Origin of the sequence: Chryseobacterium culicis (genome assembly GCF_900108365.1) — a bacterium.
GTDB lineage: Bacteria > Bacteroidota > Bacteroidia > Flavobacteriales > Weeksellaceae > Chryseobacterium > Chryseobacterium culicis.
The window spans coordinates 458573-477225 of sequence record NZ_FNWQ01000003.1 but is presented as its reverse complement, the minus strand read 5'-3'; the positions used below and the strand labels follow the sequence as shown (position 1 = coordinate 477225).

Here is an 18653-nt window from a genome sequence, read left to right as displayed (position 1 = left end):
ATTATACCGGAATTAAAAAGGTCAAACATTACTGTCTGACCTTTTGTTTATCTGCAAATTAATTCACTGTTACCTTAATAACATTCTGAACAGCAGGAACCGGGTATTGGTTTCCTACTTTGGAGATCACTTTATTTTCACTTTGTGGAGTTCCTCCAAATAAGGCCTGATGATTTCCAGCCCCAGGATATTGGTCAATACCTGTCCCGGAATCAAACAATGAGGTTTTAGAGCTAAGGTCTCCCTTACTATTGGCATCAATACTCTGATCATTGGCATAAAACCAGTCATTGGAAAATCCAAACATCGTTGCATAAGCAATTTTATCACCCGGCTCAGCATTAAAGCTTGTGGTTACTTTACTTCCAGGTGCTACCGGGGCATTTCCTGCTATATATACACCTTTTACGCCGGATAGAGATTTAAGGCTGTTTTGAAGCTTGGCTACGTTTCCGAATTGTGCAATATCCTTCAGTCCCATTCCGCTGTCTGATTGACCCAGTTCGTAAATTGGGTTTTTATCACCGCGATAAACCACAACTAACGCAGGAGAAAGTCCGGTCATAATTCCTGTGTTCGCATTCAGCTTGGTCATCATTTTGCTGATATTTCCCATTTGAGCAATATCGGTGATTTCCGGATTTGATAATGCATTAGGGGTAAAAAATGGAGCGCTGTTCAGCAGTTGAGATCCATTGTAGTTGGAAACGGCCCATACACCAGGAGAAAAAGGAGTTTCGTTGGCTGTTCCTCCGGACGTGTTGGTAATGGTAAGAGTGAACTCTGAAGTTACATCATTGTAAGCAAGATTGAGCTTCATAAGCTGTGAAGCATTTACATTGGGAACCTGCATGATAGGCTTGCTTTCTACCTGTCCTGTAGCATCATCTTTACTTCCGTTGTCCCATAATCTTACGTTTGAAGAAACATCTCCTGTGATCGCATTTCCATTGGCGTCAAACAGTTTGATGCCAGGCTGCTGAGAAGCAAAAAACCAGTCTTTTGAAGCACCATACATTGTAGCAAACATTAGAGCCTGTGTTTTTCCTGCACTGAATTTAACAGAAACAGATTGTCCCGGCAAAATAATAGGGGGTGTTCCGGTCCCCTGAAAGCTGCCGCTTTCTACAAAATCTTTAGGAGCTACCACATTTTCAAAAGTGATGCTTCTTTGAAAACCCATATCCATCATCATGTCGTCATTAGAATCACTGCATGAAGAAAGGGTAAATGCAGCTAAAGTAGCTGCCGCTAAAATTGATGTTCTGAAAATAAACTTGTTCATAAAAGTAAATTTTTTATAGTTATAAATGATACCTGTAACTATAGTCGGCTACTTTTTGAGATCCTGACAAAAAATATTTTCTTAGTTCAATTTTTTTTTAAAATATATTTTTTGAGTATAGATTATATCCCCTTTTTCCCATCCAGAATCATCCGGATCATTTTTATTTTTCTGTTTTCTCTTGTTTCCGGTTTTTTGGCTTCTTCAATCCAGCGGATGTATTCTTTTCTGTGAGTGTAGCTCATTTTATCAAACAAGGCTCTTGCCTCCGGATTTTCATTAAAAACGGAAGCGATATCATCTGCAATTTCAACCACTCTTTCTTCTTTGTCTTCCGTAAGAGAAACAGAGACCTCGTCACCGAAAGTTTTTCCCAGCTGCTTTCTGATTTCCTGGGTCAGACCTAAAATATGACAATCCGATTTCATTTTGGCCAGACTTCCACGATATTCAACTTTATCATCAAACAGTGCTTTTATTTTGACCTGCCCTTTCTTATTAAATAGCTCTTCGGTAGAAAAAGGAAATTCTACAAAGGCAGCATTCATCTCTCCGTTTTGCTGAATGACAGCTTTGAATTCAATAGTTTGAGGATTCATAATGGAAAATTTTAATAGTCAAAAATAAAAAAACCGTGAAATTTACTTTCACGGTTTTCAAAAATATATCAGATAAGATTATTTTTTCTTGATTTTCTTAGGCATGGTTGTAGTACCTGAGTTCTTCGTTTTTGTATCGGCAGGCGTATTTTCACCTCTTACAAGCTTCAATTCGTCAACTAATCTTCTTGCACCTGCATATTTGTCGATTGTCCAAAGAACGAAACGAACGTCTACGTTGATCGTTTTCTGCCATTCAGGCTCGAATACGATATCTCCGCTTAATGCTTCACTGTTACCATCGAACGCAATTCCGATTAGGTTTCCGTCTCCATCAATTACCGGAGAACCGGAGTTACCTCCTGTAATATCATTGTTAGAAAGGAAGTTCACAGGCATATATCCTGCAGCATCAGCGTACTGTCCGAAATCTTTAAGGTTGTAAAGATCAATCACTCTCTGAGGAAGATCGAATTCTTCATCACCTTTCTTGTATTTTCCAACAAGACCAGTCATATCGGTATAATAATTATCAGTAATACCGAAATAGTTTCTGTCATTTCTGATCGGTAATTTATCTACAGTACCGTATGTTAATCTCATCGTAGAGTTAGCGTCCGGGTAGAATTTCTTTTCAGGCATTGCCTTCATCAGACCTGCTAAGAAAAGACGGTTATTTTTTGCAAAATTGTCATCTATTTTAACAAATCTTTCAGTGCTTATTTTTTGATCTGCAACAATTCCGTTCGCTGCTTTCCAAAGCGGATCAGCATCAAGCTTCAATGCATCTGGGTTTAATAAGAAGTTCGTTGCAGAAGTCTTATTTGCAAAGATTGATGAATAAGCTAAATTTGAAACATTTTTAGCATCTAATCCTAAAATAGTAGCAGAAGCCACTTCCGGATTTTTAACTCTGGCCTGGTACAGGCTTGTCATTGCAGCAAGCATTTCTCCTTCAAGAGATGGATTGAAATTTTCATAGGCAGCTTTAATAGCAGCTTCAGTTTTAGCTTTCATCGCCAGTCTTCCCTGCATGTCTTGTGCGGCATATGCCTTAAGTGCAGACCCTAACTGTAGAGCAAGCGACATATATTTAGCATTTCTGGTAAACTGAGAAGCATAGTTTCTTTCAATATTTCTGTCAGATACTTGTTTGTAATATACACCAATATCTTCTAAAACGCCATTGTATTGATCATTTCCAGGCATTGCAGCCCATTTATTGTACGTTTCTTCAATCTTTTGTTTGTCAGCAATGGTTCCGTTTTTCTCTACTGCATCAATAGTACCCTGTCTGTTTTTCCAGTAATTAGCTACTGACGCGTACTGAGAAGCATAGTTAAGCTGAGTCGCTTTATCCTTGTCCATGTATTTCTTCATTACATCCATAGCCAATTTAGAAGCTTCAACCCAAGCCGGGTAGTCTTTAGTTACCATCTGCTGAATTCCGTAAGAAGTCAGGTAACGGTTTGTTCTTCCAGGATACCCCAGAATCATTGAGAAGTCGCCAGGCTTGATTCCTTTAAGAGAAACCGGAAGGAAGTGTTTAGGCTTCAAAGGCGTGTTGCTTGGAGAATATTCAGCAGGGTTTCCGGCAGCATCAGCATATACTCTGAAAACCGTGAAGTCTGCAGTATGTCTTGGCCATTCCCAGTTGTCTGTATCTCCTCCGAATTTTCCTAAAGAGGAAGGTGGAGCCCCTACCAGTCTGATGTCTTTATAATCCTGATATACAAAATAGTAGAACTCATTTCCGTTAAAGAAATCTTTTACTACTACAGTGTATTTTCCGTTTTCAGAGTTTTCTGTCTGGATCGCTTTTGTTTCGGCATCAATAACAGCTTTTCTCTCTGCTCCGGTCATATTGTTGTTGAGCTTAGAAGTGATTCTCTGCGTTGCATCATCCATTCTCACCAAAAATCTTACATAAAGATCCTTTGCGTTGAACTCGTCCTTCTGCTTCATTGCCCAGAAGCCGTTCTTCAGATAATCTTTTTCTGGCGTGGAAGCAGCCGCCACCGCACCATAACCACAGTGGTGGTTCGTAAATATAAGTCCTTTATCAGAAACAATCTCTCCTGTACAGAAACCACCGAAACTTACGATAGCATCCTTTAAGCTTGAATTGTTCACAGAATAAATTTCCTCAGGCGTAAGATGCAGCCCCTCCTTTTGCATATCAACACCGTTAAGTCTTTTGATGAGCATTAGCAGCCACATCCCCTCATCCGCCCTCATCTGAGCAAAGCCCAGTAAGAAAGTGAATAGTAGAAATAGTCTTTTCATTTTATAAAATAATTTTTGTGTCGCTAATTTACTAATTTTTACGAGATTCTGTCCCGGAATGGTATGAAAATGGGATGATAATCCGCATGAAAAAGATACTGTTATCACTTTTTGCCGTTTTACTTTTAGGAATGGTTTTGAATTGTTCCTCAGTAACCAATAAAAATCCCGCTCTTCAAAGACAATGGATGCTGGTTTCGTTAGATGGTTTTTCAAAGGATCAGTTGATAGCTAATAAGGCCGAAATGAACCTGACAGCCAATATGGTAGATGGAAAAATTCAGGCAAGTGCCTATATGGGATGTAATCAAATGTCTTTTGTAACTGAATTCAAAAGCAATGGAAGCGTAAAAATTTCAAAGGGGATAAGCACTATGAAAGCCTGCCGGGATATGGCGCTTGAAACTTCTTTTCAGAAGAAAATTGAAATGATGACAAAATATTCAGTGGAAGGACATTTTCTTACGTTAAATGATGATAAAGGAAATTCAATGAAATTTGTAGCAGCCGATTGGGACTAATGATATGCTTTACCATAGAAAAAGTCCGCTTTTGGCGGACTTTCTTTTTGTTTGAAAAATCTATTTTGGTTATCAGCTTTTGTGGGTATTAGTTTTTTGGGGTTATTAGCTTTTAAGAAAAGTTTTTTAAAGTGCCTGTATATAATGGGGAGCCAATAAATTTTTTATTTGTGTTCCTAGAATTTATAATAAATAACCTGCTTGTCTGGTGAAAAAAGAGAAGACTGAGGCTTTTTGAAACTGTTGTTTTAAGTTTCAAACTTTAAATTATTGTTTTTGATCAGCTTTTCTATAGAAAGACCTGGAGGTTAGAAGGCTTTATTTCCATTCTTTCAGTGATGAAGATCGAGCTTATGCTAAAACTAAGAATCAACATATGATATTGGAAAACAGCAGGGAAATTAAGTAGATGTTTCTTTCATAGATAAACGTTTTTAGGGTGAGACAGGGGGATTTTGGGAAGACTAAATTACTGCCTATCTCCATCGAATAGTATAAAAATAGACTAACGGCAGAAAAAATCGACCAACAGCATTTTGCAAATTATTCCTGAATGCTTACCAAGGTTTTTCAGGGATTGAAAAAAGAAAGATTATTCTTGTAACTGCGTCCAATAGGTAGCTTTATGTGATGAGCCAGCTCTATTTCGTGACAGTTTTTTCCGCGGATAAGATGGCGGGGAACGGCGAAGCTTCTGTGTATTCTGACGAAAGAATCAAAACAGTTCTTTTGCAGAAGATTCCCCAAAGAATTCAGAATACAGTGATTCTTTTCAAGAGTGATGATTCTTGTGTAGTCTTTCAGCGCTTCCAGATACAGAATATCTTTTATCTTGATCTGTAAAATGTTTCCGCCTTCCTTTATTTTGAGGCAGTTTTCTCCTGTCATGGCATCATAGCATTCACATTTCTCTTTTATTTCAAAAAAATTGGTCAGCCTTTCCATAGAGTGATGAAAACGTTCTGCAGTAAGAGGTTTGGTGATAAAATCTAAAGTGTTGATTTCAAAAACTCCTGCCGCCAGCTCAGGATGGGAACTTACAAAAATACATGCCGGTATTTTGTGAGCTATTTTCCGGAAATCAAGGCCGCTCATGCCTTTTAAATTTGTTTCTGTAATCAGAAGATCGATAGGGAGGTCAAGATAGGGAACAGCCTTTTCTGCAGAATCAAAAGAGGCTATAATTTCAATAGTCTGATATTGCTTGATATAATGCTGAAGAACCAGCCTGTCCAGTTCATCATCATCAATAATCATACATCTGATATGGGTAATCATGATTCCGGAGGTTTAATTTCGTTTTAAATAATTAAAAATCAGAAATTTATTAGATAAAGTTATTGATTTTTTTGCAGATTTTTGAGGGTCAAACTTAAATTTATCTTAAAAAGTGTTATTAAATAAAAATTGATTTTGTTTTTTTTCTGAAAAATATTAACTTGTAAAAATCATAAACATAGACAGAACTTAATGTTAGAAAAGAAAGAACATAACTATGAGAAAGCAGTCTTAGTAGGGGTTATTACCCAGAATCAGGACGAAGAAAAACTGACGGAGTATTTAGATGAACTTGAGTTTTTAGCTTTCACAGCCGGAGCTACCGTACAAAAGCGCTTTACCCAAAAACTTACTCAGCCGGATTCCAAAACCTTTATCGGAAGCGGAAAAGCCATTGAGATAAAAGAATATGTAAAAGAAAACGAAATCGGAACGGTAATTTTCGATGATGAGCTCTCTCCTTCACAGCTTAAAAATCTGGAACGAGAAATGGAAGTGAAGATTTTGGACCGTACCAATCTTATTCTTGATATTTTTGCCCAGAGAGCCCAGACCTCTTATGCGAGAACGCAGGTGGAGCTGGCACAGTATCAGTATCTTTTACCACGCTTGACAAGAATGTGGACCCACCTTGAGCGCCAGAAAGGAGGTATTGGAATGAGAGGTCCCGGTGAAACAGAAATTGAAACTGACCGCCGTATTATCCGTGACAGAATTACCTTGCTGAAGGAAAAACTGAAGACCATTGACAAGCAGATGGCTACCCAGCGCAACAACCGTGGAAAAGTAGTGCGTGCCGCCTTGGTAGGATATACCAACGTAGGAAAATCTACTTTGATGAATTCCATTTCAAAATCTGAAGTTTTTGCTGAAAACAAATTATTTGCAACACTGGATACTACCGTAAGAAAAGTAGTGATTGGAAACCTGCCTTTCCTGCTTACGGATACTGTAGGGTTTATCAGAAAACTGCCGACTCAGCTGGTAGAATCATTCAAGTCCACTCTGGATGAAGTACGTGAAGCTGATCTTCTGATTCATGTGGTGGATATTTCTCACGAAAGCTTTGAAGACCACATAGAATCTGTAAATCATATCCTGATGGAAATTAACGCACATCAGAAACCTATGATCATGGTTTTCAATAAAATTGACGACTTCAGCTATGAGAAAAAGGATGAAGATGATCTTACTCCATCTACCCGTAAAAATATCTCATTGGAAGAATGGAAAAAAACGTGGATGGCTAAATCAAAGTATCCAACGGTTTTCATTTCTGCATTAACCAAGGAAAACTTCCCGGAAATGAAGAAAATGATCTACGATGAAGTCATGAAGATCCATATTTCAAGGTTTCCGTACAACGATTTTCTTTTCGAATATTTTGACAACGACGAAGAAGAAAGCAGCCATTAATGAAGTATCACCTTTCCCTTTTATTCATTCTGTTTTCGGTTTTTGGGTTCAGCCAGAAATCAAAAATAGACCTAAAAGCTATTGAGAAAAGTCTTAAAAGTTCTGATTCTCCCTATCATTACGAGAAGCTTATTTTTAAGTATAAAGGATATCCAAAATCTCTGGACAGTATAGAAGCGCAATATCTTTACTACGGGAGAAATTTTAGAAATGATAAAGTAAGCACATCAGAAGACCGGTTTAAGAATCTTGTAGATGCCTTTAAACAGAATAATTTTGCAGATTGTATCAAACAGGGAAAGATACTCTATGGCCAAGATCCTACCAATCTTGACATTTTGCTGATCCTGCTCAGAGCCTATGACTCTGTGAAAGATGGAAATAACTTTATGCATCACCTGAACCAGTTCCGTGCACTTACAGACGGAGTAAAAAGCTCAGGGGACGGAAAATCTGAAAAAACAGCCTATGTTGTGAATTCTGTCGGGGACGAATACATTCTGCTGAACATTCTGAATATAGGCCAGGATTTTACTAGGAGCTCAAAAGCTTCTCAGGATGCCATGTTTGATGTCTGGGAAAAAGACGGCAGCAAGATCTATATCAAAATACTTTATCTGGAACTCACCAATTAATCTTAACATAAAAAACACTTAGTGGAATTATATTATTCATTTTCAGCATTAATCGTATTAGCCTCAATATTTGCCTATCTAAATTACAGGTTCTTAAAGCTTCCCAGCACCATCGGAATTATGGTAATCGCTATTGTGGTTTCTATCTTTCTGGTAATGTTTGGAGAAACCGTGCTGCCGAGAACATTCGGACATCTTCACAAGCTTATGAACGGTATCGACTTTACAGAGGTATTGATGGGCGCGATGCTTAATTTCCTGCTCTTTGCAGGAGGAATTCATATTAATATTAATGACCTGAAAGAACAGTTCAGACCTGTAGTGATATTTTCCACGGTAGGGGTTGTGATTTCTACTTTTGTGGTAGGATTTGGGATGTTTTATCTGCTTCCTTACGTGGGGGTTAAGCTTCCTTTCATTTACTGCCTTGTTTTTGGAGCTTTGATTTCCCCTACCGATCCGGTAGCGGTTCTCAGTGTGCTGAAACAGGCTAATGTGTCAAAATCGCTTGAAACAAAAGTAGCGGGTGAATCTCTTTTCAATGATGGTATGGCAGTTGTGGTCTTCACCGTAATTTTACAGCTGGCAGTAGGAAAAGAGGTAGATCTGAGTGTTGAAACCATCGGACTGCTTTTGCTTAAAGAGGCCGGAGGAGGTCTTCTGCTGGGAGTGCTCCTTGGCTGGGTTACCTCAAGGCTGATGCGTGAAGTAGATGATTATATTATTTCTGTATTGGTGACGCTGTCTGTAGTGATGGGAGGTTATCTTATTGCCCGTCAGATGCATATTTCAGGACCGTTAACAATGGTTGCAGCAGGATTGTTTATGGGGAACTTCAACAGAAGCTTCAAAATGAAATCTGTTACTCAGGATTATCTGATTAAATTCTGGGAACTGATTGATGAAATTCTGAATGCCGTATTATTCCTGTTCATCGGATTTGAACTTTTGATGATTAAAGACCTCAGACATTTTATGATTCCTGGCTTAGCAGCCATTGTGGTTGTTCTTTTTGCAAGATTTATTTCCATTTGGGGACCTACAAAATTTACCTCACTCAGAAGAAGCTTCAGTCCGCAGACGGTAAAAGTTTTGGTTTGGGGAGGAATCAGAGGAGGGGTTTCCATTGCACTGGCGATGTCTATTCCTAAAAGTGAATACAGCGAGATTATTTTGAGTATTACTTACTGTGTGGTGGTATTTTCGATCATTGTTCAGGGGCTTACCATTGCTAAAGTAGCCAATCCTAATAAGATTGCAAAAGAAGAGGAAGAGCAGGAAAATATTGCTGTAGAAGAAAACGCTTAAATGGTCATATGAGCATTGTTAAAGAAATACAGGAAGCACTTGCTGTTTTGTCCGTTCCTGAAAAGGCAGAATTCTTTCCGAGATTTTTCAAGACAGGAAAAGGAGAATATGGTGAAGGCGATCTGTTTCTGGGCGTAACAGTTCCGGACCAGCGCTCTGTGGCCAAAGAATATTTTTCGAAAATCAATTTAGAAGAACTCAGTATATTACTTTCTTCGAAATACCACGAACATAGGCTGACAGCTCTTTTTATACTGGTTTCAAAGTTTGAGAAAACAAAAGATAAAGCCTTAAAAGAAGAGGTAGTTGCTTTTTACCTGAATCATCTTCCTTACGTCAACAATTGGGATCTGGTAGATTCCTCCTGTTATAAAATTCTGGGCAGATATGCGTACGAAAATCAGAAAGATAACCTTCTTATAGAACTTTCGGAATCTGAGGAAATGTGGCATAAGAGAATAGCCGTTGTGGGAACCATGCATTATATAAAGAAAGGCTCATTTGATCTTATCAAAGAATTCGTAACCAGGAACCTGAAACATCCTCATGATCTTATGCATAAAGCCAATGGCTGGCTATTAAGGGAAATGGGAAATAAAAATGAAGCAGAACTCATCAGCTATCTGAATCAATATTACAAAGAAATGCCCAGAACCTGCCTTCGGTATGCTATTGAAAAGCTGGATGAAGACCTTCGTCAGGATTATCTGAAAGGACGTGTTTAAAAAATAAGATATAGAAAGCACCGTATTTTCCCTAAAAAAGTACCGGGAAACAGCTATTTTATGCCCAAAGATCAAAGATTACAAGAATTTAAGGCCAAAATTGAGTAATTTTGTGGCTTTAAACCCAATCATGAAAAATTGTCTCAAATTATTTCTTTTATTTTTTCCTTTGCTGTTCCTTACAAGCTGTTTCGATATCCTTGACAAAGTGAATGTAAAGGCCGACGGTACAGGGGAGTATACTATTATTCTTAACGCAAGCAAAAGCAAAACAAGACTTGCCTCCATCTCCAAAATGGAAACCATTAACGGAAAAAAAGTTCCGAAAAAGGCCGAAATTGAAAACAAAATCAATGAAGCTGCCAAAATTTTCAAAGGAACTCCGGGCATCAGCAATGTGAAAACATCCATGGATTTTGAGAACTACATCATTAAACTCAGCTGTAATTTCAAAAAAATTGAAAACATCAACGCAGGCCTGGAGAAGCTGAAGGCTCAGAAAATTTTGGGTAAAATGGTTCCTACCCAGATTTACAGCCAGAATCTTGAAAAAAAGACATTGACAAGGAATAAAGTCAATACTTTCAAAGCAGATTACGACAAGATGAGCAAGGCAGACAGGGAAGTTTTTAATGAAGCAAAATACACTTCCATTATGCAGTTTGAAAACGCTGTAAAATCTCAAACCAATAATGCATACGTACTTTCTCCCAACAAAAAAGCACTCAAGCTGGAGGCTGATATCCTGGATCTGATTCTTCAGAAAAAACAAATACAAAACACAATTCTTTTTCAATAAATTTCTAAACTATAGTCATGAAATCTATCTTATTAAAAACACAAAAAATTATTTTTGTACTCTTTGGTTTTACGCTGGTTTTTGCACAAAACAGGATGAAAATACCGGCTGATGCCGTATTTTATATGGAAGTAAACGGAAAACAGCTTAATAGTAAAATCAACTGGAATAAACTGAACCCGTTGCTGCATGAACTCAGCAAAAAAAGCAAAGAAGCACCCTCGTGGACAGATTATTCCAAAACCGGGATCAAATACGATGCGGTTCAGTATCATTATGCAAGCTTTAATGACTCTATTAAGACCTATAACACCCATTTTATCATAGATAATAAAGAAAAGTTCAGGGAGTTTATCAATTCTGTCAAGAAAAAGGGGCAGGAAGTTTCCAACAGGAAGAATTATTCTTACGTAGATATTAACGATGATGTTTTTGTAGCGTGGAACGGAAGCCGTGCCGTTCTTAGCATGATAAGCTATACCAAACCTTACAAAGATCTATGGGCCGCTGAAGCTGTTGCAGACAGCACCGCCGTTGCTGTGGATTCCGTTTACGCTGAAGCAGGAGATACAGCTTATACTGATGAGCCGGAGAAACCTTTCGATTACAAAGAGGAAATCAAAAACCTTAAGGATGATATTAAGTACTTGAAAGAAAGCATTAAAGATAATAATCGTGAAATAGCCAGAATTCAGAAAGATATTAAATACCTTCAAAAGCACCATAAATATCCTCAAGAGAAAGAAAGTGCCGGGAATTCTGAAAATGAGGAAGAAATGCCTAATGATGGTTATGCTTATGATGAAGAAGAAGATAAAGCTTACAAGAAAGAACAGGATTCTATCCGAAGAGAAAATTTCAAGATTGTAAAAAAGAACGCTGAAGACCGTTTTGACCTGTATTTTGCTTCCAGTCTGGAAATTGAGGTTCCTGGAGAAATGCTGAAATTCAGAGATGCCAATTCTGATGTCTTTGTCTATGCAGATTATGGAAGAATTGTAAATGACGGAATTTATGGCAAAATGACGAAGTTCTACAGCTATGGACAGTTCTTTAAAAATATGTACAATTCCAACTATTCGTACAATCTTTATTTTGATAAGGATAAAGTAAGGCTGGTGAATAATTATCAGCACAAAAATGAAGAGATTCAAAAGAATATTTCAGCCATTTACAAAGGGAAGAAAAACAGAAAGCTGCTGGAGCTGATCAATGAAAAAAGCGTAGGTTACTATGCTATGAACGTAAATGGTGCAAAATGTTTTGACATGATGTACAGCCTTCTTCAGAATTCAGGAGAAAATGAGTACAAAAAAGAAATGGAACTGGTGATGGAAACCATGAAAATTGTTCTGGACGAAGAAGCCATTACCAAAATTGCACCCGGAAACGGAATTTTTGTTTTGAACGAATTAAAATCAAAAACGGTAGAGTACACAGATTACGAGTATGATGCTGATTTCAACGAAAAAGAAGTAAAGAAAACCAAAGAAATTGCTGTGCCCAACTTCACCTTTGCTTTTGCTACAGAGAACGAAGGCTACTGGAACCGTATTTTTGATATGCTTTCAACCAATAAAAAACTGTCTAAAAGATTCTCTAAAAAAGGAAACCTCTACACTTTCAAAGAAGAGAAAGCCGGAGGATATATTGATCAGCTGTTCTTTACGGTAAAAGATGGAGTGGTATATCTGATGAGTTCTGCCGATAATAATTTATCAGTAAACCAGTCTGACGTATCCAGAAAATGGGCGAAAGATTCAGCAAAATATCCTTTGTCCGGAAGATTGGATATTCAGAAGCTTTTAACAGGTCTGGATAAAGAGTTCAAAACTCCAAAAGAAAGAAAAACACTGGATGCCATCAGAAAAAATGTTGGAGAAGTGTACTATAAAACCGAAGTGAAAGGAGAAAGCATCCAGACCGAAATGAATTATAATATTAAAGATTCTTCAGAAAACAGCTTAATGTATTTCTTTGATATATTCGATCAGGTTTTTAAGGCCCAGGAAAAGGAAGAGAAACCGCAAATTTTATAAATGAATACAAAGAAGATTATTGTCCCGTTAATTGTATTGCTCGCTATTGCAGTATATTTTGTGGCTTTTCATAAAAATAAGAGCCTGAAATATATTCCGGAAAACGCTGATGCAGTTATTTTAATTGATGTAAAGAAATTAACGGGACAATACCTTTTCAGCCTGGCAGCACACCCTTCAGGTTGGTCAGGAAGCAAAAATAAGAGAAAAAGTACAAAAGGCTCATTGAAAGATGCGGGAATCATAATTCCGGATTTTCTACAGATTTTCCATATTAAAGACACAAAGTTCTCTGAATGGTACAGTGTTGCAGAGCTTAAAGATTCACAGAAATTCATCAGTTTTTTAAAGAAGCAAAGCTTTACTGCCAAAGGAAATAACCGTTTTCAGAAAGATCAGATTTTTATTGTAGTTACCGGAAACCTCTGTATTGCGGGAACTTCAGATTCTGGTTTTGAAATGATAAAGAATAAGTTTCCTGTTTCTTCAGATCCTGTTTGGAATGCGGATCAGTTTATAAATAATGCTGTCGGGAGTATTTCTTTTATTTCCGGGAAAAAGATCCAAAACTTTTCGATTGATATAAATGAGGATGAAATTGAAATCAAAAACAGCCCAGACACTGAAACCTTTAATGCTATAGCATCTCAACTCGAAAAGAGAACCCATTTTCTTGATATTGAATTAGACAAAGAAAATGTCAGAAATTTCAGTCATTTATTCAATAAAAGTATTGCTGATTCCTCACAGGTAACATCCTTTAAAGCAACAGCAGATCTCGAGCAGCTGAATGATACCATTATCAGCTATGAATATGACGACAATTTCAATGAAGTGGAAAAAAAGACCGTTCAAAAGATCACCCAGCCTATTTATACCATTGACATTCTAAGTAATGCTCCTGAAAAAACCTGGGAATATTTTCAGGCTAAAAAATGGATCAACAATGAAAATCAATTCACCGCAATTCCTTTCCAGCCAAATGTAATCAGCCGGAATAAACAAGGAGCTGCGATAAGATCAACACAGAAAGCAGTATCGCTGTCACCCCGGTTAAAGGAAAATTATATTCTGATCAGAAATAGCGCACTGCTATATTCTTCATTAAAAACGCTGAGTACCAAAGAGAAAAGAATTATTTCAGACATCGATTATGTGCTTTACACGAATAAATCAAAGGATTACTGGATAAAAATAAAAGCAAAAAACGGAGAATTACCCTTAATTTTACGCTGGTAAGCATACAACCGAATAAAATTATCATTAATGGCTCCATCAGATCTTGCACTGCTCAAAACCTTTACGCATTATTTCTTGCATTTTGTTTTTCCGGTATTTATCGCCCTGATTTTCTATCGTAAAAACTGGAAAAAAGTCTATCTCATCCTTCTGGCTACCATGCTGGTAGATCTTGACCATCTTTTTGCCAATCCGATTTTTGATCCCTCAAGAGAAAGCATAGGTTTTCACTTTTTACATTCTTATTATGCCATTGCGGTGTATTTTTTGCTGTTGTTCTTCAAAGGAAATATCAGAATTATAGCAATTGGGCTGTTGTTTCATATGTTTACAGATTATCAGGATTTTAACTTCTGGCCTCATTAAAATATTATTAATATTTTCTTTTGATATTTAAAATTTCATAGATTTTTTGTATTTTGTAGTCACGATATGAAACTAAAAGAAATTTTACATTATACCTATATTTTTCCTGTTCTGGCAGTGGGATATTATTTTTCCGGTTTAATGGGAACCGGTGTTATTTATGATGTCCTTGCAGGAATTTTATTGATCGGAAGTGTTTTATCGGCAGTACATCATGCGGAAGTAGTAGCCCATAAAGTAGGAGAACCTTTCGGAACCATTATTCTGGCACTTTGTATTACCATTATTGAAGTCGCGCTTATCATCTCGCTGATGGTTGCCGGCGGAGATCAGGCGATCACGCTGGCCAGAGATACTGTTTTTGCCGCTGTAATGCTTATTCTTAACGGAATTCTGGGAATATGTATTTTGGTAGGCGGTGTTAAATATCACGAGCAGTTTTTTGCAAGAACCTCAGCAACTACTTATCTGGTAAGTATTGTTTCCATCCTGGTGCTTACCCTTGTTCTTCCTAATTTTACTTCAAGCGTTAACGGACCTTTCTATAATGAAGCGCAGCTTATTTTTATATCCATTGCATGTCTTGTCATTTACGGAATTTTCCTGATGGTGCAGACTGTACGTCACAGAAGCTATTTTATTGTTCCTGATGAACATCCTGAAGAACATTATATTCCTTCACTTACGAAAACGCTTATCAGTTTTGCTTTCCTTGTAGTTTGTCTCGTTATTGTCGTATTGATGGCAAAAGGATTATCGGATACGATAGAAGGAATGGTACAAAGCCTTGGTGCACCAAAATCTCTGGTTGGGGTGATCATTGCAGCGGTAGTACTGCTTCCGGAGGGTGTGGCTGCAATTAGAGCAGCACGAGCAAACCAAATTCAGTCCAGTTTGAATCTTGCGTTGGGATCTGCACTGGCAAGTATCGGGCTTACAATTCCTGCGGTTTCGGCGGTTTGTATCATGTATGATATTCCGTTAGTGCTGGGTCTGGACAAAAAGGACGTTATTCTTCTTTCTCTATCTGTCTTTATCGTTATGCTCTCTCTAAGTCGGGGAAAAACTAATGTTCTCTACGGAACGGTTTTATTGGTCAATCTGGCAGCCTATATCTTTACGGTAATTGTTCCTTAAAGCGTAAAATAAAAATAAATCTCCCGAATCTCTAAGCCAACCGCTTACAGTCTTCTGGCTAAATCCATCTTGAAAGCCATCAGTTTGGCTATATTTTCAGATTTATAGACTGCCATATCTGCATTTTCTCCCACAAAATTTTCTTCAATTGTAGTGCGCCACAGGTACAGCCATCTGTCAAAATGTTTTTGTTCCATAGCCTGTATTTCATTGATAGGGAAGTGCACCCCCATGGGGTTTCCTTTATAAGTCATCTGTCCAAACAGGATAGATTCCCAAAAAGAATACATTTTAGGAAGATGCTTGTCCCAATCTACTTTAGCAACATCATTAAAGAAAAATCCTATGGTTTCATCCATAACTACTTTAGCATAAAATGAATTGACAAGGTGTTCTATGTCCTCTCTCGACTCCAGTTTTTTCATACTTCAAATGTACTCCAAAATCAATTTAAAACTCAAATGAATCAATTGATAAAATTCATCAAAACAATATTTTATCTTTGCACCGGAATGGGCGAAAGCCAAACAGTATAAACAAAAAAACAAATGATATACAATGACAGGAGGTTTCAGAAAAAAGATCCGGCAGAAAAACGCTGAAAACAGTGGTTTTGGTACCAACGCATCCGGAAGATTTATCAACAAAGACGGACTTCCCAATGTTCAAAGGAAAGGGGTGAATGTTTTCAACAGGCTAAGCTGGTACCACACAATGCTGAACCTGTCGTCATTCCGCTTTATTTCCTATTTAGTGGTTGCTTACATTCTTATCAATCTCGTTTTTGCGATGATCTATTACCTGATTGGCGTGGAACATCTCACCGGTATTGATAAAAGTGACCCGATCAATGAATTTATAGACGTTTTCTTCTTCAGTTCCCAGACGTTTACAACCGTGGGATATGGAAGAATAGCACCTGTAGGTTTTTTAGCAAGTCTTGTGGCTACTTTTGAAGCTTTTCTGGGATTGCTTACCTTTGCCATTGCAACAGGACTTTTCTATGGAAGATTTTCAAGGCCAAGAGCATTTCTTAGATTTTCTGATATAGCTGTTATTGCTCCTTTTCAGGGCTCGCAGGCGTTAATGTTCAGGCTGGCCCCTTATAAAAATAATGCATTAACGGATGCCGATGTCATTCTTTCGGCGGCTATTGAAGTGATAGAAAACGGTGTCGCCAAAAGTAATTTTTACAGACTTGATACACAGTTGAGTAAAATCAATACCTTGGCACTCAACTGGACAGTAGTACATAAGATTGATGAAAATTCTCCTTTTTATGGCTTTTCTGAAGAGGATTTTAAAAATACCGATATTGAACTTATTGTCCAGATAAGAGCATTCGATGAAGTGTTTTCAAATACCGTAGTGCAAAGGTCTTCATACACTACAGGAGAAATTGTTTATGGGGCTAAATTTGTTCCGATGTACTATCCGAATAAGGAGAACCTCACCACTATTCTGGATCTGGATAAAATTAATGAGTATAAGAAGGAAGAGCTTCCGGAGTTTGTGCGAAATAATGAATAAATGAACTTAGATTTTTATAAAAAGCAAGCAATACAAAAGCAGAAAGAGCATAAAAAATTTCTGGACGGCTTAAAGAAAAAACCGCCCAAAAATCTTGATTATATTGTACAGGAAACCCATGAAGAAGTTTTTGATGAAATAGACTGTCTGCAATGTGCCAACTGCTGCAAAACAACAGGCCCTTTATACACTGAAAAAGATATTGAACGTATTGCCAGGCATCTTCGCATGAAGTCTGCAGATTTTGAAGCTAAATTCTTAAGGGTAGATGAAGATAATGACAAAGTACTGCAGAATCTTCCGTGCTTTTTTCTAAACAGCGACAATACCTGCTCTATCTACGAAGTAAGACCCAAAGCCTGCCGGGAATACCCGCACACAGACCGTAAGAAGATTTACCAGATTAATAATTTGATGCTGAAAAACACAGTAATATGCCCCGCCGCTTTTGAATTTGTGGAAAAAATGATGAAGAATATTACGAAGTAGATTTTATAGATGCAAGTAGCAAGAGGGAAGCTTTTGTAATAAACTGTTTTAGCTGATAGTTCATTGAAATAAACTTCCGACAACTAATTGAAATTTTTTTTCCAAAATCCTCTTAAATAATTATAAAGTACGTTAAATAAGCTGTTTACATATAATTTTATAAATGATGTCTCGTTTAAGTTAAACAATCATTTAAATATTACATTATGAAAAAGTTATTTTTAACGGCAGCATTTACATTAGTCGGTGTAATTGCAGTATCAGCCCAATCAACAACGCAAAAACCAGCTGATACCTCCACAAATAAACCAACGACCACTCAAACTCAACCGAATACACAGACAACAAGTCCTTCGGATCCAAAAACCCAGCAGGAAAAAGCGCCTGTTACAACAATGGAGAATTCACCCGCAACAGATCCCACAGTAAGCACTACCCCTACTGATGCTACTAAGCCGGCAGATACTCCTAAAGAAGAAAAGAAAGACAAGAAGAAGAAAAAGTAAAGCACTTTAGCAAACATTAGTCTGAATCCTGGAATTTTAAATTTCAGGATTTTTTTTGCTCAATTTCTGTAATCCTGAACCGGATTATCTTATGAATTAACTCCAACGGAAGCGCTTCGGTAATTGGAAACTGTACCGCTCCTTTAGAAAATATGTATCTTCTTTCTTTGAAATCAGCCTCAAAATGACTGATGCCCTCAGCCCCGGGATATAATCCAATATGTTTTTTGTATCCTGCAAAATAGATCATCGGCTTTCCTTTGTATCTGAAAGCAGGCATTTGGTATCCAATATATTCTTCCAGATCAGATGTCTGAGAATGAATGGCTTTTCTTAGTTCAAGCAGTTTTTCCTGCACTTCTGCCGGAAACAGAAGAATATATTCATCAATATTTTTAATGGTGCCTTTCATTACATAAAAATAAAAAAAGCGCTGCATATAGCAGCGCTTTCTCCTTTCACTTTTTACTTTTTTCCCATTATCCCGGGAACAGG

19 protein-coding genes are annotated in these 18653 nt (G+C 37.4%); 13 read left to right on the top strand and 6 right to left on the bottom strand.

Features of this window, described 5'->3' with window-relative positions; translation table 11 throughout:
* Positions 1-58 precede the first annotated feature (58 nt).
* The 3 genes from BLW74_RS13830 to BLW74_RS13820 all read right to left on the bottom strand — a co-directional run bounded on the left by BLW74_RS13830 (position 59) and on the right by BLW74_RS13820 (position 4170).
* Entirely contained in the window at positions 59-1285 is a 1227-nt protein-coding gene (locus BLW74_RS13830) for a spondin domain-containing protein (protein WP_089693092.1), read from the bottom strand.
* A gap of 122 nt (positions 1286-1407) precedes the next feature.
* Positions 1408-1884, bottom strand: coding sequence for a YdeI/OmpD-associated family protein (locus BLW74_RS13825; RefSeq protein ID WP_089693090.1), 477 nt, complete (start codon positions 1882-1884; stop codon positions 1408-1410).
* Between the two features lie 78 nt (positions 1885-1962).
* Positions 1963-4170, bottom strand: coding sequence for a S46 family peptidase (locus tag BLW74_RS13820; RefSeq protein WP_089693088.1), 2208 nt, complete (start codon positions 4168-4170; stop codon positions 1963-1965).
* Positions 4171-4256: 86 nt separating this feature from the next.
* Between BLW74_RS13820 and BLW74_RS13815 the strand changes: the two genes are divergently transcribed.
* Positions 4257-4691 (top strand): META domain-containing protein, encoded by a 435-nt coding sequence (locus BLW74_RS13815; RefSeq protein WP_228424912.1) that lies wholly within the window; start codon positions 4257-4259, stop codon positions 4689-4691.
* Positions 4692-5261: 570 nt separating this feature from the next.
* On the opposite strand, the gene BLW74_RS13810 is transcribed toward BLW74_RS13815, so the two are convergent.
* Positions 5262-5969 (bottom strand): LytR/AlgR family response regulator transcription factor, encoded by a 708-nt coding sequence (locus BLW74_RS13810; RefSeq protein WP_228424910.1) that lies wholly within the window; start codon positions 5967-5969, stop codon positions 5262-5264.
* 192 nt (positions 5970-6161) lie between these two features.
* Here BLW74_RS13810 and hflX point away from each other — a divergent pair, with 192 nt between their 5' ends.
* The 9 genes from hflX (at position 6162) to BLW74_RS13765 (ending at position 15633) form a co-directional block, all read left to right on the top strand.
* A complete protein-coding gene (gene hflX / locus BLW74_RS13805) occupies positions 6162-7385 on the top strand; it encodes a GTPase HflX (RefSeq protein ID WP_089693086.1) in 1224 nt (407 codons plus the stop codon).
* A complete protein-coding gene (locus BLW74_RS13800; RefSeq protein WP_089693084.1) occupies positions 7385-8020 on the top strand; it encodes a DUF4919 domain-containing protein in 636 nt (211 codons plus the stop codon). Before hflX ends, BLW74_RS13800 begins: the two co-directional genes overlap by 1 nt.
* Before the next feature lie 21 nt (positions 8021-8041).
* Positions 8042-9328, top strand: coding sequence for a cation:proton antiporter (locus tag BLW74_RS13795; protein WP_089693082.1), 1287 nt, complete (start codon positions 8042-8044; stop codon positions 9326-9328).
* Between the two features lie 8 nt (positions 9329-9336).
* A complete protein-coding gene (locus BLW74_RS13790; protein WP_089693080.1) occupies positions 9337-10053 on the top strand; it encodes a DNA alkylation repair protein in 717 nt (238 codons plus the stop codon).
* Between the two features lie 130 nt (positions 10054-10183).
* Positions 10184-10852: a hypothetical protein gene (locus BLW74_RS13785; RefSeq protein ID WP_089693078.1), complete on the top strand. Its 669-nt coding sequence runs from the start codon at positions 10184-10186 to the stop codon at positions 10850-10852.
* Positions 10853-10869: 17 nt separating this feature from the next.
* Positions 10870-12891: a hypothetical protein gene (locus BLW74_RS13780; RefSeq protein ID WP_089693076.1), complete on the top strand. Its 2022-nt coding sequence runs from the start codon at positions 10870-10872 to the stop codon at positions 12889-12891.
* Positions 12892-14130: a hypothetical protein gene (locus BLW74_RS13775; RefSeq protein ID WP_089693074.1), complete on the top strand. Its 1239-nt coding sequence runs from the start codon at positions 12892-12894 to the stop codon at positions 14128-14130. It abuts the gene before it with no gap.
* A 27-nt stretch (positions 14131-14157) separates the two neighbouring features.
* Entirely contained in the window at positions 14158-14496 is a 339-nt protein-coding gene (locus BLW74_RS13770) for a DUF6122 family protein (RefSeq protein WP_089693073.1), read from the top strand.
* A gap of 66 nt (positions 14497-14562) precedes the next feature.
* A complete protein-coding gene (locus BLW74_RS13765) occupies positions 14563-15633 on the top strand; it encodes a calcium:cation antiporter (protein ID WP_089693070.1) in 1071 nt (356 codons plus the stop codon).
* A 44-nt stretch (positions 15634-15677) separates the two neighbouring features.
* Here the strand turns inward: BLW74_RS13765 and BLW74_RS13760 are convergent, their stop codons facing one another.
* On the bottom strand, positions 15678-16058 hold the full coding sequence (locus BLW74_RS13760) for a group III truncated hemoglobin (protein WP_089693068.1): 381 nt from the start codon (positions 16056-16058) through the stop codon (positions 15678-15680).
* A 133-nt stretch (positions 16059-16191) separates the two neighbouring features.
* On the opposite strand from BLW74_RS13760, the gene BLW74_RS13755 reads away from it, so the two are divergent.
* The 3 genes from BLW74_RS13755 (at position 16192) to BLW74_RS13745 (ending at position 18158) form a co-directional block, all read left to right on the top strand.
* Positions 16192-17163, top strand: a complete 972-nt coding sequence (locus BLW74_RS13755) for an ion channel (protein WP_089693066.1) — start codon at positions 16192-16194, stop codon at positions 17161-17163.
* Positions 17164-17652 carry a YkgJ family cysteine cluster protein gene (locus BLW74_RS13750; RefSeq protein ID WP_089693064.1) on the top strand — a complete coding sequence of 163 codons (489 nt, stop codon included), beginning with the start codon at positions 17164-17166 and terminating at the stop codon, positions 17650-17652.
* A gap of 206 nt (positions 17653-17858) precedes the next feature.
* Complete coding sequence (locus BLW74_RS13745) at positions 17859-18158, top strand: hypothetical protein (protein ID WP_089693062.1); 300 nt, start codon at positions 17859-17861, stop codon at positions 18156-18158.
* Between the two features lie 43 nt (positions 18159-18201).
* Here BLW74_RS13745 and BLW74_RS13740 read toward each other — a convergent pair whose 3' ends face one another.
* Entirely contained in the window at positions 18202-18597 is a 396-nt protein-coding gene (locus tag BLW74_RS13740) for an iron chaperone (RefSeq protein WP_228424908.1), read from the bottom strand.
* Between the last annotated feature and the right edge of the window lie 56 nt (positions 18598-18653).